The 26977-nt window shown below is 46.6% G+C and carries 23 protein-coding genes; 20 read left to right on the forward strand and 3 right to left on the reverse strand.

Annotated features, from left to right (window positions below; all coding sequences use genetic code 11):
* Positions 1-44: 44 nt before the first annotated feature.
* The 7 genes from ACKTT9_RS17230 to ACKTT9_RS17260 all read left to right on the forward strand — a co-directional run bounded on the left by ACKTT9_RS17230 (position 45) and on the right by ACKTT9_RS17260 (position 7844).
* Positions 45-1106, forward strand: coding sequence for an amidohydrolase family protein (locus tag ACKTT9_RS17230; protein WP_407872522.1), 1062 nt, complete (start codon positions 45-47; stop codon positions 1104-1106).
* A gap of 15 nt (positions 1107-1121) precedes the next feature.
* A complete protein-coding gene (locus ACKTT9_RS17235; RefSeq protein WP_407872523.1) occupies positions 1122-1481 on the forward strand; it encodes a Rieske (2Fe-2S) protein in 360 nt (119 codons plus the stop codon).
* Positions 1482-1620: 139 nt separating this feature from the next.
* Positions 1621-3219 carry a response regulator gene (locus ACKTT9_RS17240; RefSeq protein ID WP_407872524.1) on the forward strand — a complete coding sequence of 533 codons (1599 nt, stop codon included), beginning with the start codon at positions 1621-1623 and terminating at the stop codon, positions 3217-3219.
* Positions 3220-3436: 217 nt separating this feature from the next.
* Positions 3437-4375 carry an ABC transporter permease gene (locus ACKTT9_RS17245; RefSeq protein WP_407873056.1) on the forward strand — a complete coding sequence of 313 codons (939 nt, stop codon included), beginning with the start codon at positions 3437-3439 and terminating at the stop codon, positions 4373-4375.
* 21 nt (positions 4376-4396) lie between these two features.
* Positions 4397-5317, forward strand: coding sequence for a carbohydrate ABC transporter permease (locus ACKTT9_RS17250; RefSeq protein WP_407872525.1), 921 nt, complete (start codon positions 4397-4399; stop codon positions 5315-5317).
* Positions 5318-5410: 93 nt separating this feature from the next.
* Positions 5411-6943: an ABC transporter substrate-binding protein gene (locus ACKTT9_RS17255; protein WP_407872526.1), complete on the forward strand. Its 1533-nt coding sequence runs from the start codon at positions 5411-5413 to the stop codon at positions 6941-6943.
* Between the two features lie 61 nt (positions 6944-7004).
* Positions 7005-7844 carry a hypothetical protein gene (locus tag ACKTT9_RS17260; RefSeq protein ID WP_407872527.1) on the forward strand — a complete coding sequence of 280 codons (840 nt, stop codon included), beginning with the start codon at positions 7005-7007 and terminating at the stop codon, positions 7842-7844.
* 1109 nt (positions 7845-8953) lie between these two features.
* Here ACKTT9_RS17260 and ACKTT9_RS17265 read toward each other — a convergent pair.
* A complete protein-coding gene (locus tag ACKTT9_RS17265) occupies positions 8954-10012 on the reverse strand; it encodes a Gfo/Idh/MocA family protein (RefSeq protein ID WP_407872528.1) in 1059 nt (352 codons plus the stop codon).
* Positions 10013-10050: 38 nt separating this feature from the next.
* Positions 10051-11625 carry an FAD-dependent oxidoreductase gene (locus ACKTT9_RS17270; RefSeq protein ID WP_407873057.1) on the reverse strand — a complete coding sequence of 525 codons (1575 nt, stop codon included), beginning with the start codon at positions 11623-11625 and terminating at the stop codon, positions 10051-10053.
* Positions 11626-11787: 162 nt separating this feature from the next.
* On the opposite strand from ACKTT9_RS17270, the gene ACKTT9_RS17275 reads away from it, so the two are divergent.
* The 13 genes from ACKTT9_RS17275 (at position 11788) to ACKTT9_RS17335 (ending at position 26468) form a co-directional block, all read left to right on the forward strand.
* On the forward strand, positions 11788-12939 hold the full coding sequence (locus tag ACKTT9_RS17275) for an SGNH/GDSL hydrolase family protein (protein ID WP_407872529.1): 1152 nt from the start codon (positions 11788-11790) through the stop codon (positions 12937-12939).
* Positions 12940-12962: 23 nt separating this feature from the next.
* Positions 12963-14492: an extracellular solute-binding protein gene (locus ACKTT9_RS17280; protein ID WP_407872530.1), complete on the forward strand. Its 1530-nt coding sequence runs from the start codon at positions 12963-12965 to the stop codon at positions 14490-14492.
* A gap of 25 nt (positions 14493-14517) precedes the next feature.
* Positions 14518-16347 carry a sensor histidine kinase gene (locus ACKTT9_RS17285; protein ID WP_407872531.1) on the forward strand — a complete coding sequence of 610 codons (1830 nt, stop codon included), beginning with the start codon at positions 14518-14520 and terminating at the stop codon, positions 16345-16347.
* Positions 16348-16379: 32 nt separating this feature from the next.
* A complete protein-coding gene (locus ACKTT9_RS17290; RefSeq protein ID WP_407872532.1) occupies positions 16380-16664 on the forward strand; it encodes a hypothetical protein in 285 nt (94 codons plus the stop codon).
* 199 nt (positions 16665-16863) lie between these two features.
* Entirely contained in the window at positions 16864-18702 is a 1839-nt protein-coding gene (locus ACKTT9_RS17295) for an assimilatory sulfite reductase (NADPH) flavoprotein subunit (RefSeq protein WP_407872533.1), read from the forward strand.
* 35 nt (positions 18703-18737) lie between these two features.
* Positions 18738-20456 (forward strand): assimilatory sulfite reductase (NADPH) hemoprotein subunit, encoded by a 1719-nt coding sequence (gene cysI, locus ACKTT9_RS17300; protein WP_407872534.1) that lies wholly within the window; start codon positions 18738-18740, stop codon positions 20454-20456.
* 123 nt (positions 20457-20579) lie between these two features.
* Positions 20580-21263 (forward strand): DUF7002 family protein, encoded by a 684-nt coding sequence (locus ACKTT9_RS17305; RefSeq protein WP_407872535.1) that lies wholly within the window; start codon positions 20580-20582, stop codon positions 21261-21263.
* Between the two features lie 98 nt (positions 21264-21361).
* Positions 21362-21865, forward strand: a complete 504-nt coding sequence (locus ACKTT9_RS17310) for a hypothetical protein (protein ID WP_407872536.1) — start codon at positions 21362-21364, stop codon at positions 21863-21865.
* A 126-nt stretch (positions 21866-21991) separates the two neighbouring features.
* Positions 21992-22810: a class I SAM-dependent methyltransferase gene (locus ACKTT9_RS17315; protein ID WP_407872537.1), complete on the forward strand. Its 819-nt coding sequence runs from the start codon at positions 21992-21994 to the stop codon at positions 22808-22810.
* A 170-nt stretch (positions 22811-22980) separates the two neighbouring features.
* Positions 22981-23532, forward strand: a complete 552-nt coding sequence (locus ACKTT9_RS17320) for an RNA polymerase sigma factor (protein ID WP_407872538.1) — start codon at positions 22981-22983, stop codon at positions 23530-23532.
* Between the two features lie 3 nt (positions 23533-23535).
* Complete coding sequence (locus tag ACKTT9_RS17325) at positions 23536-24492, forward strand: DUF4871 domain-containing protein (RefSeq protein ID WP_407872539.1); 957 nt, start codon at positions 23536-23538, stop codon at positions 24490-24492.
* A gap of 111 nt (positions 24493-24603) precedes the next feature.
* Positions 24604-25794 carry an oxalate decarboxylase family bicupin gene (locus ACKTT9_RS17330; RefSeq protein ID WP_407872540.1) on the forward strand — a complete coding sequence of 397 codons (1191 nt, stop codon included), beginning with the start codon at positions 24604-24606 and terminating at the stop codon, positions 25792-25794.
* A 101-nt stretch (positions 25795-25895) separates the two neighbouring features.
* Entirely contained in the window at positions 25896-26468 is a 573-nt protein-coding gene (locus ACKTT9_RS17335; RefSeq protein WP_407872541.1) for a dihydrofolate reductase family protein, read from the forward strand.
* Positions 26469-26530: 62 nt separating this feature from the next.
* On the opposite strand, the gene ACKTT9_RS17340 is transcribed toward ACKTT9_RS17335, so the two are convergent.
* Entirely contained in the window at positions 26531-26968 is a 438-nt protein-coding gene (locus ACKTT9_RS17340; protein WP_407872542.1) for a DUF6376 family protein, read from the reverse strand.
* Positions 26969-26977 lie beyond the last annotated feature (9 nt).

Genomic DNA, 26977 nt, shown 5'->3' on the forward strand with positions numbered 1-26977 from the left:
GTAAGGAGGCCCATTTTCTCAGAACGGGCCTCCGAAATGGAGGGATGAAGATGGCCGAAAAGATGAAGGTCATTGATGTAGATGTCCACAATGAGCAGAACGATTCCGATTTGCTGCCGTACCTGGCTGAGCCTTGGCGTTCTCGCGTTGCAGCAACAGGAATCGGATATTCCGGTTCAGGTTACTACTCGCCGGTTGGCGTCATGAAGAAAGATGCCATTCCGCCGGGCGGGGGCAAAGCAGGTTCTGACCCGGATCTGATGATTAAACAGCTGCTGGAAGGTTATAACGTTGAATACTGCATACTAACGGGCGTTGTGTATAACATTTCAACGACGCATGATGCGGACTTTGCAGCTGTGATTTGCTCAGCGTATAACGACTTTTTGGCCGCTGAGTGGCTTGGCAAGCATAAGGCGTTTAAGGGCGCTTTGGCTGTCGCCACGCAGGATCCCTATCTCGCTGCAAGAGAGATCGACCGGATGGGAGGGCATCCCGACTTCGTCGAGGTGATGATTTCCAGTGCGGCGCGCGCGCCTCTCGGCCAACGCCAATTCCATCCGATTTATGAGGCGGCGGAACGCAATGGTCTTCCTATCGCACTCCATCCTGGAGCGGAGGGCGGTGGCGGCTCAACAGCACCTACAGCGGCTGGATACCCGTCTCGTTACATTGAGTGGCATACCTGTCTGTCTCAAATGTTCATGGCTCATCTCGTATCGATGGTATGCGAAGGGGTTTTCGAGAAATTCCCTCGACTGAAAGTCGTGCTGACCGAGGGTGGAATTGCTTGGCTGCCGCATCTGATGTGGAGGCTGGATAAGAACTATAAAGCGCTGCGCTCCACAGTCCCATGGCTCAAGAAGATGCCGAGTCAATACATTCGCGAGCATTGCTATTTGACGACGCAGCCCATCGAAGAGCCGGACAATCCGCAGCACTTGATTGATTTATTCAATATGATCGATGCAGAGAATATGATTCTCTATTCAAGCGATTATCCGCATTGGGATTTCGATTCTCCGGATATGATACTGCGAAGATTAAAGCCCGAAGCCAAGAGGAAAATCTTTTATGAAAACGCCAAAAGCTTATATAACCTTTAATTGATGGAGGAGCATATGACGGTACATTATGTGCTTGGTGTAGACGAAGTACCCGAAGGCGGGCACGCCGTCGTCACAATCGAGGGAAAAAGTATCGGCGTCTACCGAATTAACGGTGCCTATTACGCAATCAACAACTATTGTCCGCATCAAGGTGCGCCCATGTGTGCCGGACTCGTCTCTGGAACGACGCTCCCTTCAGACGTCTACGAATATGAGTATGGTAAAAAAGGGGAGATCTTGCGCTGCCCCTGGCATGGCTGGGAATTCGATATTCGAACCGGCAAGTCGCTGTTCAGCGAGAAGATTTGGTTGAAGACGTTTGAAGTCAGCGTACTTGACGGCAGAATCGGCGTTCAATTGCAAAGAAAGTAAAGACGGAGAAGATGAGGGATCGGAGAGGGCTGAAGCAGCCTTTTCGATCCTTTTTTTATCCAAAGCTTTTCGCAGGAAAAGCGAGTACCTGAAGCGAATGAAGTTCCATACAAAACGTATCCATGAAGGAGTTCATCTCATGAATTTATTAATTGTGGAAGACGAAGTTCGCCTCAGAAATGCGCTGGCTAACAACATTCCATGGGACAAACACGGGATTGAAGTCGTCGGACAAGCAGGGAACGGAATGGAAGCGCTGCGGTTCATCGACCGCAAAAAGCCGGAAATCATTTTGCTCGACCTACAGATGCCGGAGATGGATGGGTTAACTTTGGCGAAACAGCTTCGTCAGAGCGATCCTTTGTTGAAGATCATCGTGCTAAGCGGGCATGATGATTTCGCTTATGCGCAGGAGGCGCTATCAATAGGAGTCATGAAATACTTGCTGAAGCCGGCTGGTGACGAGGAAATTCTGGAGACGGTACTCGAAGCGGCCGAGAAGCTGAGATCAGAACTGGAACAGCGCCATAACGAGGATGAGCTGAAACAGAAATGGGAGCAGCATCTCCCTTATTTGGTGAACGACTTTTTGCAAGGATGGCTGAAAGGTAAATTCGAGTTGTGGGAGATTGAACAGCGAAGCAAGTATCTTCAAATGAACATGCCGAAGGGCGCGCAATTTGCAGTGGCTGTTGTCGATATGGACCCGCTGCCGGATACGGAAACCCGATTCAGCAGGAAAGATATGTCCTTGCTCCAATTTTCACTCGGAAGCATCGTGCAGGAATATTTGCAATCCACACCTTGTTGGGTCGTTTCGGACTATGCAGGTTATACGGTTGTCGTGTATAAGCTTTCAGGGGATGAGGCTCCAAAGGAAGCTCTGCAAAGGATAAATATGCTGACGGAGAAGCTGCTGTTTACCGTTCTAAGCTGCCTCAGACTTACGGCGAGCGCGGGAATTAGCGGGACGATAGGCGGTTGCGAGGATCTTAACAAGCTGTACGTGCAGGCTGTCAGGGCGTTGCAGAACCGGATTATGCTGGGTCACGATCTCGCTATACCCTATCAAGAAATACAAGGGAGAGAGCCGGAGTTCGTGCTGCAGCCGAATTTGGAGAAAGCGCTGGAGATCGCTCTTGAAACGGGAGAAGACGATAAGGCGGCTGATATTCTTTCCGCATTATGGGAGGGAGGCATGGCCAAAGCGGAAACCATTGAGGAAATTCATGAGCATATATTATATTTCGAAAGTCTTTTTGTACGTATGATTCAAAAACAGGGATGGTCCGTGCGGGAGGTCGCAGGAGAAGACTATGTTTATTTCCACAATCACCGGGAGTTGATGGTCAAAGAGCAAATTTTCATTTGGCTGCAAAGGATGATCAAAGCTTATTTAAGCTATGCCAGAGAACGTCGAAAATCAACAAGCCACGATATGATCAAAACGATTCTAAGCCTCGTTGAAAATGAAATCGACCAGGAGATGACGCTGCATGCCGTAGCTGATCGGCTGTATGTCAATTCCTCTTACTTAAGCCGTTTGTTCAAGCAGGAAACCGGGAAAGCGTTCTCGACCTATGTGATGGAAAGAAAAATGGAGCGGGCAAAGACTACGCTGCAAGAAGGCGTTCGCGTTTATGATGCTGCTGCGGCCGTCGGGTACCGGGATGTGAGTTATTTTACAAGAGTATTCCGTAAATATTGGGGGGTAACCCCGGGGGAAGTTCGGTCTTGATTTCCTCTTCATTACTCGAATAAAACCTTCTTCCTAATCGGAGGAGGTTTTTTTCATCTTGTGAAGCCGTGACTCGATCGAGAAGTACTGAAAGTACCAAAACAAGTAATATTACTCTAATTCGCATTAAATCGGCGGATGATACACTAAATCTATAACTGACAGACAAGAAGGAGCGGGCAGCTTGAGAGAATCTACCGCAACGGAGGAAACTGTTATGCTTACGCCAAATAACGAAAAAAAGAGCTATACACGGCGATTGTGGATCGATATCCGGAAGGATTGGGATCTGTATCTGGCTCTCATTCCCGGTATCGCATTTCTGCTGATTTTTAAATACACGCCGATGTACGGGATTATTATTGCTTTCAAGGATTTCAATATTTTTGAAGGCATGTCCGCAAGTCCTTGGGTAGGATGGAAGCATTTCGAGAAATTGTTGTCCTCCGATAGCTTTTTGCAGGTGTTTCAGAATACGTTAGCCATCTCGATTTATAAAATCGTCTTTCTTTTTCCGCTTCCAATCGTAATCGCCATCCTGCTGAATGAATTGAAAAATATGGCATTCAAACGAAGTGTCCAAACGGTTATTTATTTGCCGCATTTCCTCTCCTGGGTCATTGTCAGCGGCTTGTTCATCGATTTGCTGTCCACCAACGGCGGAATCGTCAATAAAATGATCGTCGCTATGGGCGGTGAACCCGTTCGCTTTTTTCTGGACAGCCATATCTTCCGATCGGTTCTGGTATCATCCGCAGGCTGGAAGGAGACGGGTTGGAATACGATTATCTACTTGGCTGCTCTGGCCAGCATCGACCCGGGGCTCTATGAATCAGCGAAAATCGATGGCGCCAACAGGTGGAAACAAATCCTCCATATTACGCTTCCCGGCTTACTCCCTATCATCTTGCTGATGTTTATTCTCCGGCTTGGTTACGTTTTGGAAGCGGGGACGGAACAAGTTCTCGTAATGTACAACCCGAGCGTATATAACGTAGCTGATGTGATAGGCACCTATGTCTACCGGGTCGGGTTGGGTGAGCAGGATTACAGTTTTTCAACCGCTGTCGGCGTGTTTGAATCGGTGGTTGCCTTTATTTTAATACTTACGGGAAACCAATTGGCGCGAAAGTTTTTTGGACGCGGTATTTGGTAAACGGGAGAAAGGAGGCATGTCATGCAAGTTAATCAAACTGTGAAATCTCCAGTCGCTAAAGCTACAAGCGTTATTCGCACTTCTCTCAGCGAAAAAGTGTTTACCGTGCTCAACTATGTGTTCTTCCTCTTATTAGGACTTTCGACGATATTTCCATTTGTTAATCTGATTGCCAAATCGCTCAGCAGTGAGGCGGCCGTTGTTTCGGGCATGGTATCCCTATATCCCATCGATTTTCAAATAGGGACTTACCAATATGTGGCTAGAAACGCGATGTTTATGAACGCATTCACGATTTCGATCACGGTGACGTTGATTGGATCACTGCTTTCTTTATTTATGACAACGCTAGCCGCATATCCGCTCTCGAAGCCGAGGCTGCGGGGACGTAAGTTTTTTATCCTCCTCTATTTATTCACGATGTTGTTCAGTGGCGGTTTGATCCCAACCTATTTGCTCATGCACACCCTACATTTGATCGATAAACTACCGGTGCTCTTTCTGCCATATATGATAAACGTGTATAACATGCTGATTATTAAAAATTATTTCGAGGGCCTGCCCGACAGCCTTGAGGAATCCGCGAAAATTGACGGTGCCAGCAATATGACGATTCTTTGGCGCATTATTTTGCCGCTATCGCTGCCCGTGCTTGCGACCATTGGTTTGTTCTATGCCGTTACTTACTGGAATGATTATTTTACTTCCTTGATTTATATCAATTCAGCCGATATGAAGCCACTCCAGCTGTATTTAAAAGAACTTTTCGTCTCTTCCACGGATGCGTTTCTGCGCACAAATGTGGATGCCTCGCTGAATGTATCACCGCAATCGATTCAAGCAGCATCGATCATTCTGGCTACGCTTCCCATCGTGATCGTTTATCCTTTTTTACAGAAATATTTTGTCAAAGGCGTGCTGGTTGGTTCAGTTAAAGGTTAATTGTTGCAAGGCCGGCTGGAACTACTCGAAGGGTGGTGGTGGTGGGCAAGTCGAGGGCACTGTTTGAGATACGAATAAAAGGGAGGCATATGCATGTTAAAAAAATGTTTAGCTGTATTGTCGATCACAACTTTGGCGGCGTCTTTGGCCGCATGTGGAAGTGGAGGAGGGGCTTCGTCCGGTACGGCGGCACCATCTTCATCCGGGGCTCCTGCCACAACCGCAAGTGCGAATGCACCCAAGCCGGAATTCAAGGCGCTTCTGCAATACGCGCGATTTGATCCAAACGCGGAAGTTGTGGCGAAGTTTCTGAATGAGAAAACAGGCTACAAAGTCACGTATGACATGCTGCCGGTTGAAAATCCAGACGATAAACTGAATCTGCTTATGGCGAATAAGGAGCAATATGCCTTCATGCTGCTCACGGGTCCTCAATATTCGAAACTGGCTTCTTCAGGCGCCTTGGAGCCAATCGACGAACTGGTTAACAAATACGGAACCAATATGAAAAACGTGATCTCGCAAAATTCCTGGAACGGGGCAAAGCTAAACGGTAAAATTTACGGCATCCCGCAAACGGGTTCAGGAACGGTCGTTAACTCTGCGCTAATCATCCGTCAAGACTGGATGGATGAGCTGGGACTGAAGCCACCAACCACGCGTGATGAACTGTACAATGTGATGAAAACGATTAAAGAAAAGAAGAATGTCATGGCCATGTCAGGTGGTAAAAGCCCGCTGCTTCCTGAAATACTACCGACTTTCGGACTAACCATGATACAATCAACCTTAACGACGGGTTGGCAGGATATAAATGGAAAACTCGTGAATACCGTTGAAAATCCGAATATGAAAAAATATTTGGAGTTCATGAAAAAACTTTACTCCGAGAAATTGATCGACCAAGAATGGTCGCTTAACCAAGCGAATAAAGTCATCGAAAACTTTACAAGCGGTAAAACAGCCATTATTTCAAACGGTTATTTTAATGCCCCAACGGTTCAAAACGCTTTGCTTAAAAATTCGCCGAACGCCAAAATTGCCAGCCTGCCTTACCTCAAGGGGGACGATGGCAAAGTTCAAGTCATGGCGAGTGCTGGAATCAGCTTTTACGTAGGAATTCCGAAGTGGGCGGAGAAGAAAGAAGAGATCATCAAGTATCTGGATTTGAAGCTGGACAAAGATATTCATAAAGAAGCATCGATTGGTAAAGAAGGCGTTCATTATAAAGTGGAAAACGGAAATTATTTCCCGATTCTTCCGATTTTTAATGATCAATACAATAACGCTTCTTCGTTCCTGACAGGTGTGGATGAGAAAAACTATCCGATCTATTGGCAAGCACGCGTGCGCAAAGATCCTATTTTGACGGATGCGTTTAATAAAAATCAAGAAGCTGCCAAAGGGAACATGGTCGTTGACCCCCTTGCCTTCGCACCACCGCTTGAGGCTATCGGCAAAAACAGCCAGAAGCTGCAAAAGCTAATGGAAGACACCTTCCTGAAGTACATCACGGGTGCTGAACCGCTTGAAAATTATGATAAATTTTTGGCTCAGTGGAAAGCCGATGGCGGCGACGATATGACGAAAGCGGCCAATGAATGGTACGCAGTGAACAAGAAGTAAGAAGCGGCATCCCCTGTGGTTTTTCCACGGGGGTTTTATGACTGGAGGGAGTGATCAGAAGATGAAAAAAATCGGATTTATTGATTATTATTTGGATGAATGGCATGCGGAGAAATATCCGGAGTGGATAGAAACCGCATCCGAAGGCAGAATGAAAGTCACTTATGCCTACGGGAAGACAAATCTCGAAGGTAAACTGAGCAACTCAGCTTGGTGTGAGAAAAAAGGCATTCAGCTGCTCGATTCCATTGAATCCGTTGTCGAGCAAAGTGATTATTTGATCGTTTTGTCGCCGGATCACGCGGAGTTCCATGAAGAGCTGTCGCAGCTTCCTCTTCGATCAGGCAAGCCGACCTACGTCGACAAAACCTTTGCGCCGGACCGGGCTGCCGCCATCCGGATGTTTGAGCTCGCAGAGCAGCATAGGACGCCGATGTATTCGACTTCGGCGTTGCGGTTTGCTGCGGAGTATACCGAGCTCAAGATGGAGGGAATCGAGTCCATTTGCGCTTTGGGTCCTGGGAGCTTTGAAACGTATGCGATTCACCAGGTCGAGCCAATCGTTGCGCTCATGGGAACGGATGTGAAACGCGTGATGTGGACGGGGACGCCGAACGCACCGTCTCTTGTTATTGGGTTCGCAGATGGACGCCAGGCCACAATCAACCATTATGGCCCTAACTGTCCATTCAGCATGGCCTTGCGTTCCGCGCAGGGGGAGTCGCAATTTCTGAAAATTGATTCTAATTTTTTCGAGGCTTTTATTGCGAATCTTGTTCGTTTTTTTGACACGGGGGTTCCTGCCGTTCCCCGGGAGGAAACGATTGCGATTGCTGCTATTTTGGAAGTTGGTAAAAAGGCTGCGGTCTCACCGTTTCAGTGGGTGGATTTGCCTTCGTGAGCGAAAAGACTTGTCCAGTGGGAACTACAGGCCGTTATTTCTGTGAAAATGCACATTTTCAACGTGTAGGAGGAACTACGATCCACTATTTCCGCGGTTTCACTGAAAAAGCATGCCAGGGAGCTGAGATGAGACCCTGTAGTTCCGCTCCGAGAGGAAAAAGTTCGTTTCCCTCGAAATAGAGGCCTCCAGTTCCCTTAATGAAGCCTTAGCTGGGTTCCAGCTAGGTTTTATATAATTTGTTTTTGGCTATTGAGGTGGAAGTTGGCAGTATGGTGAACTGTTAGATAGGATGAGTGGTGCAGGAATGGTAAAGTAGCTTAAAAAGAACCTGATGGGGTTTGATCCGACAGGTTCTTTTGTTTGTTTAGTACATTGGAGGGAGTGGGAACTACAGGCCGTTATTTCGGTGAAAATGCACATTTTCAACGTGTAGGAGGAACTACGATCCGCTCTTTTCACGGTTTCACTGAAAAAGCATGCCAGGGAGCCGAGATAAGACCCTGTAGTTCCGCTCCAAGAGGAAAAAGCTCGTTTTCCTCGAAATAGAGGATTCGAGTTCCCTTATTAGTGCCATAGCTGAGTTCAAGCTTGGTTTATTTAATTTGTTATTGCTGATGAGGTGGAAGTAGGCTGTATGGTGATCTGTTAGATGGGATGGACGGTGCAGGATAAGAAAAGTAGCTAAGACTGAATCTGTCGGAGTTCGATCCGCCAGGTTCTTTTGTTTGTTTAGTACATTGGAGGTCGACTAGTGGGAACTACAGGCCGCTATTTCGGTGAAAATGCACATTTTCCACGTGTTGGTGGAACTACGGGCCACTATTTCCGCGGTTTCACTGAAAAAGCATGCCAGGGAGCCGAGATAAGACCCTGTAGTTCCGCTCCGAGAGGAAAAAGCTCGTTTTCCTCGAAATAGAGGCCCCCAGTTCCCTTAATGAACGTCTAGTGGGTTGTCACGTCAAAAAAAGCATCCATCTCCCTCCCGGACAGGAGGATACGGATGCTTTTTCACGTTTATTCAACCTTTATTCAGGCTCTCCGGATGGGATTTCATCCAATTCTCTCTCTAATTCCAGGTTGACCTTCTCATCACTTTTATCCTTAGTTTAGAAGCTTATCTCTTTTCCTAATTTGCTGGATTCATAGATGCCACAAAGAATTTTCATCATCTCAACGCCGTCCTGAACAGGGGAAAGAGTCTCCTTTTTCCCTTGGCACACTTCGACGAAGTAATTGATTTCTTGCTGAAAACCGGCCACAAAATCAAAGGAAAGATTATTGATCTGCGGTGTCAGGTTTAAAATCGTATCGTATTTCTCAGTCACGATGGACAGCTCAGGCTCCAATTCTGCGCCGCCTTTATCGCCGTAAAGCTTAACCGTAAGCTCATCTTCCTTGGCGTGAAGCGTGAAGCTGACATCAACAAGAATGGAAGCTCCATTTTCAAAACGAATCAACGCATTTGCCATATCCTCCACGGTATTGTGGGTGGCGTCGTAATCGGCTGCTTTATAAAAAGCGAGGTTCTTCACGTTGGCCCGATTACCAAGCTTGTTATACGTGTTGCCGGAAACGGATTTGACCTTCGGTCGTCCCATAAGATACCAACAAAGATCAATGACATGAACGCCGACATCAATCAGCGGCCCGCCGCCTGAACGTTCCACGTCGGAGAACCAACCGCCCGGGTTGCCCAGACGGCGGATACAGGAAGCTTTGGCATAATAAATCTCACCTAATTCGCCATGATCCAGAAAAGATTTGACGATGCCGGTATTCGAAGCATATCTGCGTACAAAACCCACCTGCAGCGTTTTGCCGGAGCGATGAACGGCTTTTTCAACATCTAACGCTTCTTCCACTGTTTTACAGAGCGGTTTTTCCGTAAGCACATGTTTGCCTGCCTCAAGAGCAGCGATAGAAATAGGAGCATGGCTGTTGTTCCACGTGCAGATGCTTACCGCATCAATCGCCGAGTCTGCAAGCAGCTCTTTATAATCCGTGAACACACGGTTAATGCCATATTTCTCAGCCTTCGTTTTTGCGCGTTCCTCATTCAAATCGCAGATGGCGTATAGCTCAACATCCGGATTGCCCTGATAGGATCTTAAATGCATTTCAGAAATGGAGCCAGCTCCGATTACGGCTACTTGTAATTTGCTCATCGTAAAAAGCACCTCATCATTAGATGTATTTGGTAAGGCTAAACAGCATGCATAGTCGGCCATTCCAGCTCAATTCCGAAGCTGACCAACATGCGTTGAAATTCGCGAAGCTCGGATTCTTGGTTTCGAATGTCCCGTGGCTTCAGCTTGCGATCGATACAACGGCTAGCCAAGAACCCGGCGGCTTCCCCGATATTCCATTCGACGGGATGGAGGCGGTAGCAACCGTTCGTGATATGGGTAACGCCAAGATTTTTGCAGGCGGGCAACAGATTAATCATCCGAATAGGAATGAGGCTGCCCAGCGGAATCTGGAACGGAAGGGATGAAATATCGATGTAATGCCGATTGCCCGTGCTTGGATGCAGGTCGATGCGATAGCAGCCGATTCCGACCGAGTCATGAAACTGCTCTGCTTTGCCATCTGCGCGGCAATCCGTACTCACGTGCTGTTCCAGCACGGTAAACTCGGCTTTAATTCGGCGGGATTCCCGCATATAGGGATACATGGCTAGCCCGTCGTCCGTGCCGACCACGTCTTTGCGCAGCCGCAGCCCCGGATAGCCTGTTCCGCCGTCTGGCCGCGGAGCCTCCGTTTGCAGCCAGTAGAGAAGGGAGAGACTGAGCTGCTTGGCATCCCACAGGTGCCGCTGCCGTTCGTTTTCGCTCACATCAATGACAGAGCCGAGCCAGTAATCGTTTTGCGGCCAGTTTACCAGCGAGATGCTCCCGGGATAAGTCCCTTCCTCAAACTGAGCAGCGTCGATGATTCGGCGATAGTAGAAAAGGGAGTAACGCTCCGTACCCTCGAATAGTTCGTAGTCGACAGCTTCAAGCGTATGTGGACGGACACCGGTCCAACTGAGCAAGCGGTCTGGCCAGAAATCAGCTTTGTACGCACGCCAAAAGTCATAGCGTTCGGGGCGCTCAATCGTATGATCTTCGCCTTCGATATAGTCCATGGCAAAACAGTAGGTAAAGCCCTGCATATCCTGGGGAAGCGCATCGCCCTTAACGGCATGGGGCTCGCCCGTTTGGCTGAATGATTCCGCTCCTGTCACATACTCCGCTCCGGCAAGCGGCAGAACATCCCCACATTCTGTAGCATCTAGATAGTAAGCAGCAGTTAGTTCAACAAGTTCATTTGTCTCCAATTGCCTCATCGTTACAGATTGAATGTCATCCCCATCAACAGAAACCGCCTGTACTTGATAACGGTAAAGGATCTGCAATCTGCCGCTGTGAACATAAGGAGCTAACATCGCTTGCAGGACGGCTAACGCAGCTCGTGGCTCGTGGCACAGCCGAGAAACACCGCCGTTACCTGGGTTCAGATGGACGCGGGACCGTGCCTCTTCGGTAAGCGGGAAATGGCGTCTATAATAGTCCCGCACTTCATTGCGAAACTCGCGGTATGTACGCGTACAGCCAAATTGCTCAATCCATCGATGCTCATCGGGGGGGACGGCTTGGCTTGTCAATTGCCCCCCGATCCAATCGGTCTCTTCGGTTAAAATTACCGATTTCCCGGATTTGGCTGCGGCAAGCGCAGCGGCGCACCCGCCGGTACCGCCGCCGATAATGACAATATCGGCGGTGTATGATTTATTGATCTTGTTTGTCAACAATGATCCCTCCTTATCTCCTGTTTGCGCAGTGATTGCCAGGCTATTCTCATTGTATTACAGCAGGAAAATAGCCACAGCAGAGGACGATGACTTCTTTTGGTACTTTAATAACCTTTGAAGTAAAGAAAAAAAGGATTCAACGTCCGTGTGACGAAAATTTTTACAGAAGTACTTATTAGTGAACGAAAAGGGGTCGTTATCCGGATGAGCGATAAAAAAACCGTTAACGCTGTACAACTTGATGCGAATATGCAGATTGAGACTAGTGACAATAGTCTTCAATGGCACTCTCCGATGGAGAAACCTTTTCAAGTAGCCGGCTTCGGCTGGTTGGACGAAGAGAGGCGGTATCGCCGGCTTCCAGCAGAACCAGCGTGGGAGCTGCCGCTAGCGGTTGATTTGCTGGCCAACTGCACGACCGGCGGCCAAATTCGCTTTACAACAGACGCAGTTTCACTTTCTGTCAAGGTACGCCTGACCGGGGCTGCGGATATGTATCATATGCCGGCTACCGGGCAATGCGGATTTGATTGCTACATCGGCGGTCCCGGCGAACAAATCTATTACGGAACAACAAAATACAATCATCAACTGACGGAATATGAAAGCGTATTATTTACAGATATGAGCAGGGAACAACGGGTTATTACACTGAATTTTCCATTGTACCAAGGGGTAGATCAGGTGCTAATCGGTTTGGACCCGGAAGCACAAATCACGGAGCCTCCGGCGTATGACCATAATCATAAAATCATTGTGTATGGAACCTCAATTACACAAGGCGGCTGTGCCTCCCGCCCGGGGATGTCTTATACGAACATTTTATCGCGCCGTTTCAATATGGAATTCCTCAATCTAGGGTTTTCTGGAAACGGGAAAGGTGAGCCCGAGTTAGCCCATCTATTGGCGGAAATCCAAGATCCGGCTTGTCTGATTTTGGACTACGAGGCGAACTGTGTATCCACGGAGCTGCTGCAGCAAACGCTGCCGAATTTTATATCGATTTATCGTGAGAAGCACCCTTTAACACCTATCTTGGTGATATCCCGGATTACGCATGCGAAAGAGTATTTTGATGTTCAGATGGCGAAGGATCGAGCGGACCGCAAACAGATTTCCATACAGGCCGTACAGGAGCGGCGAGAGAGAAATGACACGAACATTTATTTCTGCGATGGTTCACTGCTTTTAGGAGAACACGCACATGAATGTACAGTAGATGGTTCTCATCCGACTGATCTTGGCTTTCTTCGGATGGCCGACGGACTGACGCCGATTCTGAGGCAGATTCTAGGATAACGTTTGCTTGAAGGGGTGGTTGAATGAAACTAAGATCGAAATCGTTCAGTCTCGTAGCTCTCGCGTTCGTTACTTGTTTCACCGCCTCTGGCTGCAGCGTTCGAGCAGATAACAAGAACGAGACGGAAGCTGGACAACAGGATACAACTTCCGCCATCCGAATTGTGGTAAACAGTCTGGGTGTGGTTTTCCCGGAAGGCATGGATGAAAACAATAATCCGTACCTAGCCTACATCGAGAAAAATACGGGTGTTCAAGTGGGGGTCACATTGCCTCCGCTGAATGGGTATGATGAGAAGCTGAACGTCATGATGACGTCCGGGGAGCCGCCGGATTTGCTTAATACAAGCAGTCCCTCTTGGTTTATAAATTTTGTTAATCAAAAAGCGCTCACACCCTTGAACGACTATATCGATAAGTACGGCGCGAATCTGAAAGCGAAAATCCCTAAAGAAGCGTGGGATAACGTAACCGTTGACGGCAAAATTTATGCGATTCCCAGCCTGAATGAGGTGAAAGGGACGGAGCTGATTTACGCCAGGAAAGATTGGCTGGACAAGCTCGGCCTTCGTCCACCGCGGACTCTGCAGGAGTACACGACTGTGATGAAAGCTTTTGCAGAAAGGGATCCGGACGGCAACGGTCAGAAGGACACATATGGACTTTCGATCTTGGAGCGATTAGGGAGAACCTCACCTTTTCTGGGGGCCTTCGGGGTTCAAATGAACGCTTGGTACGAAAGAGACGGCAAGATAGTTTACTCAGGGGTATTGCCTGAAATGAAAGAAGCGCTAGCCTACCTGCACAGTTTGTATGAACAAGATATTCTCGACCCGGAATTTCCTTTGAACAAAATTGATGTGCTTGGTGAAAAGATTGCATCTGGCAGAGTCGGTCTCTACTCAGCGGCATGGTCCGATACGCGTTCACTTATTGCAGCAAACCGTAAAAATGATCCGAAAGCGGAATGGATTCCACTTGATTTTCCAATTGGACGCAGTGGTAAACACGGGGTATACAGCACGTCCAACGTCCGATCTTATAATGTTGTGCCTCTTAAGAGCCAGAAGGCAGAATCCGTGGTCAAATTTCTTGATTTCATCGCAGGACCAGGTCAGCAAAATTTGAAGCTTGGGTTTGAAAATGAGGTTTGGACGAAAGCAGGCGGCAAGCTGTCCATTCGATTTGATGAGCATATCAAGCAAGGCTATAGAGGTATTTATGGGGCTTTGGCGGACACGGTCGAACCGGACATGACACGGGATCGTTTGAAAGCGCTGGGCGAGCCGTTCAAGCTGTATGAAAATTTGCAGCAGATTGAGGGCAATCTCATGGAGAATCGTTTTAACGGACCCCCTACGCCTGCAATGGGCAAGCATCAAGTGAAGCTTTCCAAGCTGCAGGAAGAAACCTTCACGCGCATAATCGCCGGCATGAGTCCGATCGAGGATTTCGATGATTTTGTGAAAAAGTGGAAGGAAGCCGGCGGAGATGAGATTACCGGGGAAGTGAACGAATGGTGGCGGGATAACGGAAAGCAGCCGGGACAATGATCCGGTACCCATGGAGGGAACCAACATGGCCAGAGACATCGCGCCAAAATTGCGAAAAGTGTTAACTGGGTTCATTCAGGTTAGATTAACGTGGTATTTTTTACTGATACTGCTGCCGCTTTCCGGATTCAGTCTTTTTGCTATTGCCAAATCACAGATGATCGTGGAGGTGCAGACGGGAGAGAGAACCCAAGGGGCCTTGCACACGATGGCGGATTACATTGACCTCTCGCTTCAAAATATCGAGCAGCTTTCCTCATTGATTGCTTTTGATATGAATATGAATGCAACCCTGCAGTCTGTCGGCCAAGAGCCGAGGAAGCAATCGTTTGTTCAATTCGCTCAGGTGATGGACCAAATCACGAGTATGACGAATGTTAATCTCATGGTTGATCAAATTACGATAATCCATATGCCATCGCGTACCGTGATTTCTACGAAATTGGGGGGCAGCAAGCTGCCTGAGGGCGCTGAGAAGCAGGAGTGGTATATGCGATTAATGGAAGCGGGAGGCGGGACGTATTTCTATACCCCTCAAGATGGGGAGTCATATTTCGATGCGGACAGTGTACATTTGATCCGGACTATGGATCCTTATAATCGAACGTTGATTAATCCTAATTTACTTATCATATCTATTAAAAAGAGCGCATTGATTGAGCAGGCCAAACCGCTCTTGCCTTCCAAGAATGCGAACATTTACTTATTTGGCAGCAATGGCCATCTGATTACCGGAACGGGTGCAAGCGTCAATGCGCAAGTTTGGGATAAAAAAGATGAGGTCAGATCGATCCGCAAATCTCCTCAGACCGGGGAAGAAATGGTCACGATTAGCGTCAAGTCGAAGCTGTCCGGTTGGTCCATTATGATGGAACAGCCGCTGTGGGAGATTCGAAGCCATACTGATTCGCTAAAAGTGTTTACTTATGGCATTGTAGTCGTCAGTTTGATGCTTGCGATTATTATTTCCTGGATCGTTTACCGCGGCATTTCAGCTCCTCTGCGGAAACTGGCCTATGGGATGAAGCAGCTGCGTACCGGCAATTTTACCATTCAATTGGAAGATAAACGGATTGACGAACTGGGATACGTGATTGAGTCTTTCAACCGAATGGCGGAAAATCAGAAGACGTTGATTCGCGACCATTATGAAAAGCAATTATTACTGTCCAAAATGGAACTGAAATTTTTGCAGTCGCAGATTAATCCGCATTTCCTATATAATACGCTGGACTCGATCTATTGGACGGCCAAAAATTATGAGGCAGATGAAATCAGCGAAATGGTGTTGAATCTGTCAAAGTTCTTCCGGTTAAGCTTGAATAAAGGAAACGAGACTTTTTCAGTTGCAGAGACAATCATTCATTTGACATATTATATTAAAGTCCAGCAGCTGCGGTTTTTGGATCACTTTAGCGTCAGGTACGAAATTGCGGAGGAAAGCAAGCCTTATCATGTTTTGAAGCTCCTTTTGCAGCCGTTAGTGGAAAACGCCGTTATACACGGACTTGAGAAACAGAGTGAAGGCGGAGAACTCGTCATTTCTTCCTATTTACAGGGACCTAATCTCGTGTTGGAGGTTAGTGATAATGGGGTAGGTGTAAATCGGGAAAGACTTGCTTACATTTGTGGTAAACTGGAGGAAGCATCCAAACAAGCAATCGAAGGCATTTCTACCGATCGAAAAAAAGAGAAAGATCTGTTCGGCTTGCGCAATGTAGTCGCCCGTATGAAAATGTACTATGGCGATGAAGCTTATTTTCGCTTCGAGAGCAGCGCCGGTCGTGGTACCCGAATGACGTTGTACCTTCCACTTGATAAGTGTTTAACGACATTGGAGGATCAAGTGGGCTGAAAGGTTTGTATATGAAACAGGGAGGGTGAGCTATGCTCTATGTTATTGTTCTAATTCCCGTGCTCGCACTGATAATTTATGGTGTGGTTAAAATGACGCGAAAAGCAAAGGGCAAGGTCGAGACTTCGAAAGTCATTCAAATGTCGTCGTATCAATCCAAAAAGAAAACTTCTACGAGTACGAATACGCAGGCTTGTTCCTTCTGCCGGAAGAAGCAAAAAAAGCTGGCTTTCTACTCAGATGAGGAGGGACGGGTCGTTGGGGTTTGCTCCGATTGCAGGCCGCAAGCAGAACGCCGGGCGTTGATGCGGCTGTGATTGGGGAAGTTACATAGAGCCTTAGCGGGACTGCCGCTAAGGCTCTTTTATTTGGCATATCAGATAATCTGATAGAACTTATAAATTCATTATAATTGACCTGCAACTAAACCTGTGATAGGTTCAAGAGAGTGAAATTTTATGCGACAAATTATTTGGGGAAATTCTTATTACTGCAGCATATGAGAGGTGGATTTTGTTGGAACTTCAAGTAACAAACAGTCCTTTTAACCAGGAACAAGTAGAACTGCTTAATCGTCTACTGCCTACTTTAACAGAATCACAACGAGTTTGGTTAAGCGGTTATTTCACAGCCATGAATGGTGTGGCGGGTTCAGCTGGCAATGTCGCAGTACCTGCAGCAGTACCAGCAGTTAATGCAGCGCCAAGCGTAGCGGCTATTTCGAAAGAAGTAACAGTCCTCTTCGGATCACAGTCCGGGAAAGCGCAAGGTTTGGCCAAAAAGTTTACCAAAAAGCTCGAAGAACAAGGATTTCAGGTAACGCTTTCTTCGATGTCCGATTTCAAGCCGAATGCTTTGAAAAAGGTGCAAACTTTGTTGGTTGTTGTCAGCACGCATGGCGAAGGGGTTCCACCGGATAATGCGATTTCGTTCCACGACTTCCTTCATAGTAAAAGAGCTCCTCAATTAGACGGACTACAGTATTCCGTGCTTTCGCTCGGCGATACGTCCTATGAGTTCTTCTGTCAGACGGGGAAAGATTTCGACAAGCGTTTGGGTGAACTTGGCGGGAAACAGCTTGCTTCGCGTGTAGATTGCGATGTTGATTTCGACGAACCGGCAGCAGAATGGATGAGCAGCGTATTAAGCTCACTGAGCGCATCTTCAGGTGCATCATCCGCGGCAGCAGCAGGTGCAGCAGTTAGCTCTACGAGCGCAGCTGAATCTGAGTTTTCCAGAACGAATCCATTCCAGGCTGAAGTCCTTGAGAACTTGAACCTGAATGGACGCGGGTCGGACCGCGAAACGCGACATGTGGAGATTTCCCTGGAGGGATCGAACCTTCAATATGAGCCAGGCGATTGCTTAGGCATTTATCCGGAAAATCATCCTCAACTTGTCGAGGAATTAATTGAAGCTATGGGCTGGAATGCGGAAGAGCTTGTTGCGATTAATAAAAACGGCGACAAACGCTCCGTACGTGAAGCTTTAACAAATAATTTTGAAATTACAGTTCTGACAAAACCTTTAGTAGAGCAAGTTGCGAAATTGACTGTAAATACAGACCTGAACGGGCTTGTAGCAGCAGGAAATGAGCAAGAGCTTAAATCCTACATCCACGGCAAAGATCTGCTTGATCTGGTTCAGGATTATTCGCTAAAAGGGCTTGCAGCAGCTGAATTCATCGCGGTTCTGCGCAAAATGCCTGCTCGCTTATATTCCATCGCCAGCAGCTCAAAAGCATTCCCGGATGAAGTTCATGTAACGGTTCGTTCGGTACGCTATGAAGCGCGCGGTCGCGAACGTTACGGTGTGTGTTCCGTTCAATTGGCGGAAAGAGTGAAAGCAGGCGATTCGCTGCCGGTTTACATTCAGAACAATCCGAATTTCAAATTGCCGGAAAGTTCAGATACACCTATCATTATGATTGGACCTGGAACTGGGGTTGCTCCTTTCCGTGCATTCCTTGGCGAACGCGAAGAAACAGGTGCGGAAGGCAAATCATGGTTGTTCTACGGCGATCAGCACTTCTCAACAGACTTCTTGTATCAAATCGAATGGCAGCGTTGGTTGAAAGATGGCGTTCTAACGCGCATGGATGTCGCTTTCTCGCGTGATACGGATCAAAAAGTATATGTTCAGCATCGCATGCTTGAGAAAAGCAAAGAATTGTATCAATGGCTGCAAGAAGGGGCTAGCGTGTATGTCTGCGGGGACGAAAAACGCATGGCTCATGATGTTCATGAAACATTGGCAAAAATTATTGAACAAGAGGGCGGTTTCAGCTCCGAAGAAGCGGCTGAATACTTGTCCCGGATGCAACAGCAGAAACGCTATCAGCGGGACGTCTACTAAGACGAAGCCGTTGATTGCTAGAGGAGAGAGCCGATATGTCAGAAAACAATTTATTGTCGAAGAACAGCGCACCGCATAGCGACGTTGAACACATTAAACTTAGAACCAATTATTTGCGGGGGAGCCTCGCTGATACGCTTTTAGACACGATCACAGGATCGATTCCTGAAGATGATAACCGTTTGATGAAGTTTCACGGCAGCTATATGCAGGATGACAGAGATCTGCGTAATGAGCGCCAAAAGCAAAAACTGGAGCCGGCCTATCAGTTCATGCTGCGCGTACGTGCAGCCGGTGGTGTCGTAACAGCGGACCAATGGCTTATGATGGACCGTGTAGCACAGAAATACGCGAATGGAACCATTCGCTTAACGACTCGCCAATCTTTCCAACTTCATGGCGTTCTGAAATGGAACATGAAGAAAACGATTCAAGAAGTCAATGCTTCGCTGCTCAGCACGCTCGCAGCTTGCGGTGACGTTAACCGTAACGTGATGTGCAATCCTAATCCTTACCTTTCGGATGTGCATGGTGAAGTTTACGAATGGGCTTGCCGCATTAGTAACCACCTGGATCCACAAACTCGCGCCTACCACGAAATTTGGTTGGACGGAGAGAAAGTGATCGACAGCCAAGACGCGGAGCAAGAACCGATTTATGGAAAAGTGTACTTGCCGCGTAAGTTCAAAATCGGTATTGCCGTTCCACCATCTAACGATGTAGACGTATTCTCACAAGATCTTGGTTTCATTGCCATTGTGGAAGACGGGAAGCTGAAAGGCTTTAACGTATCCGTTGGCGGCGGCATGGGGATGACGCATGGCGATACGCTGACGTACCCGCAGGTCGCTCAAGTGATTGGATTCGTTACACCGGATCAAGTTGTGGATTTGGCAGAAAAAACCGTCACGATTCAACGTGATTATGGTGATCGTTCCGTGCGTAAACATGCACGTTTTAAATATACAATTGATGACCGCGGCATCGAATGGTTCGTGGAAGAACTGACTGCTCGTCTGGGCTGGAAACTGGAAGCTCCGCGTCCGTATCAGTTTGACGATAACGGAGATCGTTATGGCTGGGTAAAAGGAAGCAATGGCAAATGGCATTTCACCCTGTTTATCCAAAATGGACGCGTTAAAGATGAAGGCAGCTATCAGCTGTTAACTGGACTTCGTGAAATTGCCAAAGTACATTCTGGCGATTTCCGTCTTACGGCGAACCAGAACCTGATTATCGGGAATGTTAGCGCTCAGAAAAAGAAAAAAATCGAAGAATTAATCAAAGAATACGGCTTGACAGATGGTCTTCATTACTCCGCACTTCGCAGAAGCTCCATGGCTTGTGTCGCACTTCCGACATGCGGCATGGCAATGGCGGAAGCTGAGCGTTATTTACCGGAGTTGATGGATAAAATCGATCCGCTGCTAGAAGAAGCAGGTCTTAGCGAGAAAGAAATTACGATTCGTATGACAGGCTGCCCGAACGGCTGCGCACGTCCGATGCTGGCTGAGCTTGCGTTTATCGGGAAAGCACCTGGCAAATACAACATGTATTTGGGTGGTGGCCACTCGGGTAACCGACTCAATAAGCTGTACAAAGAAAATATCGGCGAAACAGAGATTTTACAATCGCTAGGTCCGATTTTCAATCAATATGCCAAAGAGCGTTGGGATGGCGAGCACTTCGGTGACTTCGTTATTCGTGCGGGTTATGTCAAAGAAGTTCGTTCCGGCCAAGATTTTCACGCATAACATTTAAACTTGTGGGGCTGTCCTGAAGATCTGTCATAGATCTGTAAGGATGGTCCCTTTTTGAATGTTCATGCGGATCTTGTGGTAAAATATGGCGAGGGTTGACGTATAAGGAGCAAAACGATGAATGACACGAACATCTCAGCGATCACTAAAACACCAAACAGAAAAAGGCTATACCATTTTACACGGGCTAAAAATTTACCGGCAATTGCGCATTTTGATACGCTGTTTTCAAGTTATCAAATCGATCCTTCTCAAGATGGCCCGCGTCGGTTAGCTCCAAGGCATTTGAGCTATCAAAATCAACAGGTTACGATCAATTCTCATTTGAGAATTGCAGATAGCATGATCGACGCCTCTACGACACAAGAGGAATTTCGGGCGTTTTTGGATCGGCATGTTTTTTTATGGCCAACCCTGAAAGATTGTCAAAAAATGATGGCAACGTATGCCAGAAGAGAGCCGGAGGAAGCTTTTGCCGTTCTCGAATTTGATGCGTCATCTTTGTTGATGAACCATGGCCTTGAAATTACGCTTTCGAAATATGATTCTGGTAGTTCGCCGCGCTTTCCCAATCATTGTTCCTATAAGAAAAGTTTGGCTATGTTCTTGCCATTAGACCAGTTTGGCCTTGTCAAAAATGACTTAGTGCCAAGTACCCCTTCGCAGATTAAAGAGATATTAATCGATGGCCAGATGACTGGTGTGACTGAGCTTCTCTCAGCGGTTTATGTCAGCAATGGGGGAGAAATTCCTGCTGGTTGGAGCGATATGGCGTGTCCCTGGGCGATGTTAACCGACTAATTTCGAGCAAACAAGCATCTACCTGACACTATCCCACATACACTGTTACATCAAGGAATTCATGACATGAAACAGTGGTTTGACGAGGAGGGGTACAGGTGAGATATACCGTGCAATATATATCGCTGAGTAAAATTAAACCGGAAAGTACCACAACCAAAACCTCACAGCGGAAAAAAGAACTAAAAAAAGTAGCGCAAGATCTGATGCATTTATTGGTTGTGCAAAAAAGCAAGAAAGACAAAGGATACGTCGTTATAGACGGACATCAGCATTTGAATTTCCTCAAAAAACATACGCATAAACAATCAGCGGTGTGCCTTGTCGATGAAAGCAAACTATCTGCGAGTGTTGGGAAATTTGTTGATCGTTTTCGCAAGCGGCCGCTGCCTTACGATCTTCCAGCCATTAAATCGGATCGGGTAACCGTCAGCAGCTGGTCGATCATCCGTACATTTCTGAAACGTGAACCGCGGTTTCGTAAACTTTCGCGCAGGCAGCAGCTGAAGGTGCTTCGGCTAGGTATGCAATATAAGAAAACAACGGTTCGCAGTATGCAGGAGAAGGTCGATGAATTGTTTAAAAAAATGGTCACGCATTAACATACAATGCTTTTTCAGGGGCTGCTGCGGCAGCTCTTTCGTTTAACTTTAAAACAATTTCATCTTTTGTGCAGGTGGAATGAGGTATAATTAGGGCTGTAGATGAAAGAAGGAGTGATTATGCCCATGATAGAGAACGTACGCACGAGTAATGTACAGCGTTTTGCCGGATTCGGCGCGTTGTACGATCAGAATCGTCCCACGGCTCCGCAGGAGGTCGTTAAGCTGATAACAACGTACTTGCAGCATAAACCGCAAACCGTTGTTGACGTAGGCTGCGGCACAGGTCTTTCAACGTTTATTTGGCTTGATGAAGCCGATCAAATCATTGGCGTTGAGCCGAGTGACGATATGCGCGCTGTTGCCGTTAGCAAGTGGGAAGCGATACATAAACCTGAGAATATGCAGTTTGTCAAAAGGCTTTCGCATGAGCTGGAACTGCCTTCTGCGTCCGCTGACGTTATCACTTGCTCGCAGTCTTTCCATTGGATGGAGCCGCAAAGCACACTGCGTGAGTTCGCTCGCGTACTACGTCCCGGGGGGATTTTCGCTGCTTACGACTGTGATTGGCCGCCGGCGGTTGACTGGAGGATTGAGGAACAGTACAAGCGGCTTCTCGCTTTAGGCGATGCTAGAGCGTTAGAACTGGCTCCGAGCGAACAACAAGCCCACAAATGGGACAAAGAGGGACATTTGCAGCAGATTCGCGATTCCGGCTTATTCCGATATGCGAGGGAGATCGTTTTCCATAACTGGGAAACGTGCGATGCTGAGCGTTATGCGAATCTGGCATTCAGCCAGGGAGGCTTGCAAACGGCGCTGAAGCTGGGCGCAGAGGAACTGCGCGCGGAGTTCTCAGCTTTCCGCGAGCTGGTAGCTGAGGTTTTTGGTGGCGTGGAACGGGAGATTATGTTCGGTTACCGGTTGCGGATGGGTGTGGTTTAGGTTTCAAAAGATCGGCTATGATGAAGAAGTTCATCATAGCCTTTTTGTTTTGTTATTGGAGCGTGATAGAGTAAACACTATTTTCAATTTCAAGAAAATAATAATATTAATTTTGACTCTACTTGGAACCTTTTTTATGTTGAACGGTCTTATCTATTGAGGTGAACACATTGTCGGACCAAATGGAATATTTACAATTTCTAGCTCATGGCTACGACCGCGATCGTATATTGTGTGATTTAATGGATAAGTTTGGGGAGGATGTGTGGAACTTTGCCTTCTTCATAACACGTAGAGCTGATGTAGCAGATGACTTATCACAAGAAGTTTTTTTGGCTGCTTACAACAGCATGTATACATTTCGTGGAGAATGCTCCGTCAAAAGTTGGTTGCTTACGATAACCAGAAATAAGTCTATCCATTATTTAAAAGGTGCATTTTTTCGTAAAGTAACGCTAACAAATCACTTTGTTTCAAAGGACTCATCTCCTCCGGCTGAGCAAGTCTTATTCACTCGTCTTGAAAATCAAAAATTATGGGACACCGTTATTCAGCTCCCGCGAAAATATAGAGAAGTCCTTATTTTGGATTACCACTATGGACTAAAACATAAGGAAATCGCAAAGTTGATAAGTGTTTCGGTCGGAACCGTCAAATCAAGGGTGCATCGTGCGAAGAAGAAAATGAATGAATTGTTAGCACTACAAAATGAGGAGGTATAACATATGAAAGAAGAAAACCCCTACTGGGCAAAAAGATTGACTCAATCCCCTTTTTCTGACAGTCATTTTACACCTCAGTTGAAAAATAAAGTACTTATGCGAACTAGTACCAAAAGTAATAACCGAAAGTTCACTTCAATAACAGTTGCAACTCTACTGCCTGTAGCCATTGTTTTGTTTGGCTTCTTCATTTTTGCGAGAAAAGATACTCTCCAGACTATAGTTCCTTCTTATTTCGGAATGGCAACCGCTTCAATGAGTGAACAGAAACAATATTATAAGAATGGGCGATTACTCATTTCTCTTTCACCTCAACACGAGGCAAGAGCTGGAGAAATGAACGGTTACATTTTCCATTTTGAAGAACCATTCGAGAATTTTTTGGGGAAATTAATGACAATTCAAGCAGTAAACTTGAGATCAGGTTTAGTGGAAACCGTCTCATCTGAGGTGATTAAAGAACCAAACATTGGTTATCCTAGGCTCGAAAGGTACGCGCTCAGATTTGCACTTCCACTAGATGGATTGTGGCGTATCGAAGTCAAATTAGATAACAACCTATACGGAACATTAATGATAAATATGCAATCTCCTTCCTGGGAAATAACCCCCATGTTCCAATCAGATGTATATTTGCTGCGTGGATTTGAAAAACAAGTTGGCTTTATCGACGCAGGGTTCAAAGCAGGAAAGGATCAGAAATATATTTGGCATTTTTGGGGAACGGAAGAAAAATTAAATGGACCGTTCGAGGTAAAAGCCATAAAAGAAGGATCTGATAACCTTATCGATGTTTATGCTTCAAACCCATTGAGCTCAGCCAATGCTTTAGGTGGACCTCTTAATGGTGCTGATAGAGCGCTCCCAACATCAATGATGCTGCCAGAAGTCGGGCGCTGGCGACTGCTCCCTTATGTGCATGGGAAACTACTTGATCCGATCGTGGTTGAGGTCAAGTAGGCTTATTTCTCCCCTTGTAGCGAGGTGCAAGGTGCAAGCATGTACAGCCAGCACGATACATATATTTTTTAGAATGAGATATCATAATCGCCACGGAAGAAGGAGGGTATCATGGATTCTCTCAAACGGAATCAAGGCATGAACGGCATTGTACCACAGCCCATCCGTTATGACGGTGCCGGTGGAATCGATACGGGTCCAAGGGATATCATGCGGGATAAGGAAAACCCCAATATGCTGGTTCCACCTAGAACCGATGCCGGATTGGTGCCTAACTTGAAGTTTTCATTCTCTGACACTCCCATGACGTTAAACCATGGCGGGTGGTCGCGGAAAATTACAGCGAGAGAATTACCGATCGCGACGACGTTGGCCGGTGTGAATATGAGTCTAACACCTGGCGGTGTTCGAGAGCTTCATTGGCACCAACAAGCGGAGTGGTCCTACATGCTGCTCGGACGTGCGCGTATTACGGCAATAGATCAAGATGGGCGGAATTTTATTGCCGATGTCGGTCCAGGTGATCTTTGGTATTTTCCGCCAGGGCTTCCACATTCGATTCAAGGTTTGGAGCATTGCGAATTCCTGCTTGTTTTCGATGATGGCAATTTCTCTGACCTTCATACGTTATCGATTTCCGATTGGTTTGCTCATACGCCCATAGAGGTGTTGTCTGCGAATTTCGGTGTTCCTATAAGTGCATTTGACAATATTCCGACAGAGCAAGTCTACATTTATCAAGATAACGTTCCCGGTCCGCTCGAAAGTGAGAAAGTGCAATCTCCTTACGGTACAATCCCCTTAAGTTTCAAATATCAACTGTTAGCTCAAACACCGATCAAAACTCCCGGTGGTAGTGTACGAATCGTAGATTCAAGAAATTTTCCCATCTCACAAAAAATCGCGGCAGCCCTCGTCGAAGTGGAACCAGGTGCTATGCGTGAACTGCATTGGCATCCAAATAACGATGAGTGGCAATACTACCTCGCAGGTCAGGGACGCATGACGGTGGTTCTTGGCAATGGCAATGCCAGGACGTTTGACTACCGGGCAGGTGACGTCGGTTATGTGCCATTTGCTACGGGGCATTATATTCAAAATACAGGAACAGAATCCCTATGGTTTCTTGAAATGTTTAAAAGCAATCTGTTTGAAGATGTCTCACTAAACCAGATGATGGCACTTACGCCGCAGGAGCTTGTGAAAGGCAATTTGCATGTTGGACCTGAGCTTATCAACGCGCTGCGCAAAGAAAAATGGCCGGTCGTCAACTATCCGGGATTTTCTTACTATCCACGATAAGAATATTTTTTGAAATTGTGATAGAAATTCATGAGAGGTTGTGTCCTATAGTTTGAATCCACTAAAATGAAGTGAGACTATCAAACTAAAGGAGAATGACAATGAGAAAAGTTGTATTATTTGTACACGTATCGCTGGATGGTTTTGTAGCTGGACCGAATGGGGAATTGAATTGGATCTCCTATGACCAAGATTTGATGAACGCTGCGGATGAGATCGTAAAGACAGTGGGGTCTCCCATCTATGGCCGCGTAACGTATCAGATGATGGAGAGCTATTGGCCTACTGTTCTGAACGATCTTGAAAGCACGCAACATGATATCGATCATGCGAATTGGATCGAGGACGTTGAGAAAATTGTGATTTCCAAAAGCCTAAAGGAAGTTCAGTGGAACCGCACAACGCTCATTAACGAGAATATTGCAGAGGAAATCGGAAAGCTCAAGCAGCAGCCGGGAAAAGACCTTGTTATCTTCGGCAGCCCGAGCATCGCACACACGTTTATGGATTTGGATTTAATCGATGAGTATCGATTAACGGTTAGTCCCATTGTGCTAGGGACCGGAACGCGCTTATTTCAAGAGGATAAGGCGACCAAACGGTTGAATCTCCTATCATCCAAAGTACTTCCTTCGGGTGTGCTGGTGCTTCATTACGAAGCTAAGAAAGAGTAATACATTCGATTATAAAAAGTTAAAAGGAGCTAAGCGAGAATAAATCGCTTAACTCTTTTTTGTTAGCTGCCTAGATTGGAAATCCGATTGATTAACCCCGTAATGTCCGTAATTGTAGTAAGGATTTGAGAGTTTTGAAGTTTGTCGAGCGCCAGGTGTCCATTTACTACCACTTGATTAATTTCATCTAACAAAACTTTATTTTTCTCAACTAATTGCTCGTGAATATCTTTTGCGAAAGCAGGTACACTTTTCAAGTTGAATTGTTCAATTTCCGTTTTTAAGGCGAGTAACTGTTCTTCAAGCTTCATCTTTGTTTCAGGATTCGTAGCGGCGTCTTTGATTAGCTGTGGGGCTTGTTCGGCAAATGTACTAAGTTTTGAAATGTGCGCCGTGGCTTGATTCACGTAATCCAATGATTGATTCGCCCCATCGAGGAACGAACATGCTCCTATCATCATGGATGAAAGAACGACGAAAAGCAGCATGGATTTTCTCATTAATCATCA

The organism is Paenibacillus sp. P36 (genome assembly GCF_045866505.1).
Taxonomy (GTDB): domain Bacteria; phylum Bacillota; class Bacilli; order Paenibacillales; family NBRC-103111; genus Paenibacillus_E; species Paenibacillus_E chondroitinus.

Coding starts and splice junctions, on each gene's coding strand:
- ACKTT9_RS17250 (WP_407872525.1), top strand. CDS start 4,397: ATGCAAGTTAATCAAACTGTGAAATCTCCAGTCGCTAAAGCTACAAGC.
- ACKTT9_RS17330 (WP_407872540.1), top strand. CDS start 24,604: ATGGATTCTCTCAAACGGAATCAAGGCATGAACGGCATTGTACCACAG.
- ACKTT9_RS17290 (WP_407872532.1), top strand. CDS start 16,380: ATGCTCTATGTTATTGTTCTAATTCCCGTGCTCGCACTGATAATTTAT.
- ACKTT9_RS17305 (WP_407872535.1), top strand. CDS start 20,580: ATGAATGACACGAACATCTCAGCGATCACTAAAACACCAAACAGAAAA.
- ACKTT9_RS17315 (WP_407872537.1), top strand. CDS start 21,992: ATGATAGAGAACGTACGCACGAGTAATGTACAGCGTTTTGCCGGATTC.
- ACKTT9_RS17255 (WP_407872526.1), top strand. CDS start 5,411: ATGTTAAAAAAATGTTTAGCTGTATTGTCGATCACAACTTTGGCGGCG.
- ACKTT9_RS17235 (WP_407872523.1), top strand. CDS start 1,122: ATGACGGTACATTATGTGCTTGGTGTAGACGAAGTACCCGAAGGCGGG.
- ACKTT9_RS17240 (WP_407872524.1), top strand. CDS start 1,621: ATGAATTTATTAATTGTGGAAGACGAAGTTCGCCTCAGAAATGCGCTG.
- ACKTT9_RS17285 (WP_407872531.1), top strand. CDS start 14,518: ATGGCCAGAGACATCGCGCCAAAATTGCGAAAAGTGTTAACTGGGTTC.
- ACKTT9_RS17280 (WP_407872530.1), top strand. CDS start 12,963: ATGAAACTAAGATCGAAATCGTTCAGTCTCGTAGCTCTCGCGTTCGTT.
- ACKTT9_RS17245 (WP_407873056.1), top strand. CDS start 3,437: ATGCTTACGCCAAATAACGAAAAAAAGAGCTATACACGGCGATTGTGG.
- ACKTT9_RS17340 (WP_407872542.1), bottom strand. CDS start 26,968: ATGAGAAAATCCATGCTGCTTTTCGTCGTTCTTTCATCCATGATGATA.
- ACKTT9_RS17230 (WP_407872522.1), top strand. CDS start 45: ATGAAGATGGCCGAAAAGATGAAGGTCATTGATGTAGATGTCCACAAT.
- ACKTT9_RS17335 (WP_407872541.1), top strand. CDS start 25,896: ATGAGAAAAGTTGTATTATTTGTACACGTATCGCTGGATGGTTTTGTA.
- ACKTT9_RS17260 (WP_407872527.1), top strand. CDS start 7,005: ATGAAAAAAATCGGATTTATTGATTATTATTTGGATGAATGGCATGCG.
- cysI (WP_407872534.1), top strand. CDS start 18,738: ATGTCAGAAAACAATTTATTGTCGAAGAACAGCGCACCGCATAGCGAC.
- ACKTT9_RS17325 (WP_407872539.1), top strand. CDS start 23,536: ATGAAAGAAGAAAACCCCTACTGGGCAAAAAGATTGACTCAATCCCCT.
- ACKTT9_RS17265 (WP_407872528.1), bottom strand. CDS start 10,012: ATGAGCAAATTACAAGTAGCCGTAATCGGAGCTGGCTCCATTTCTGAA.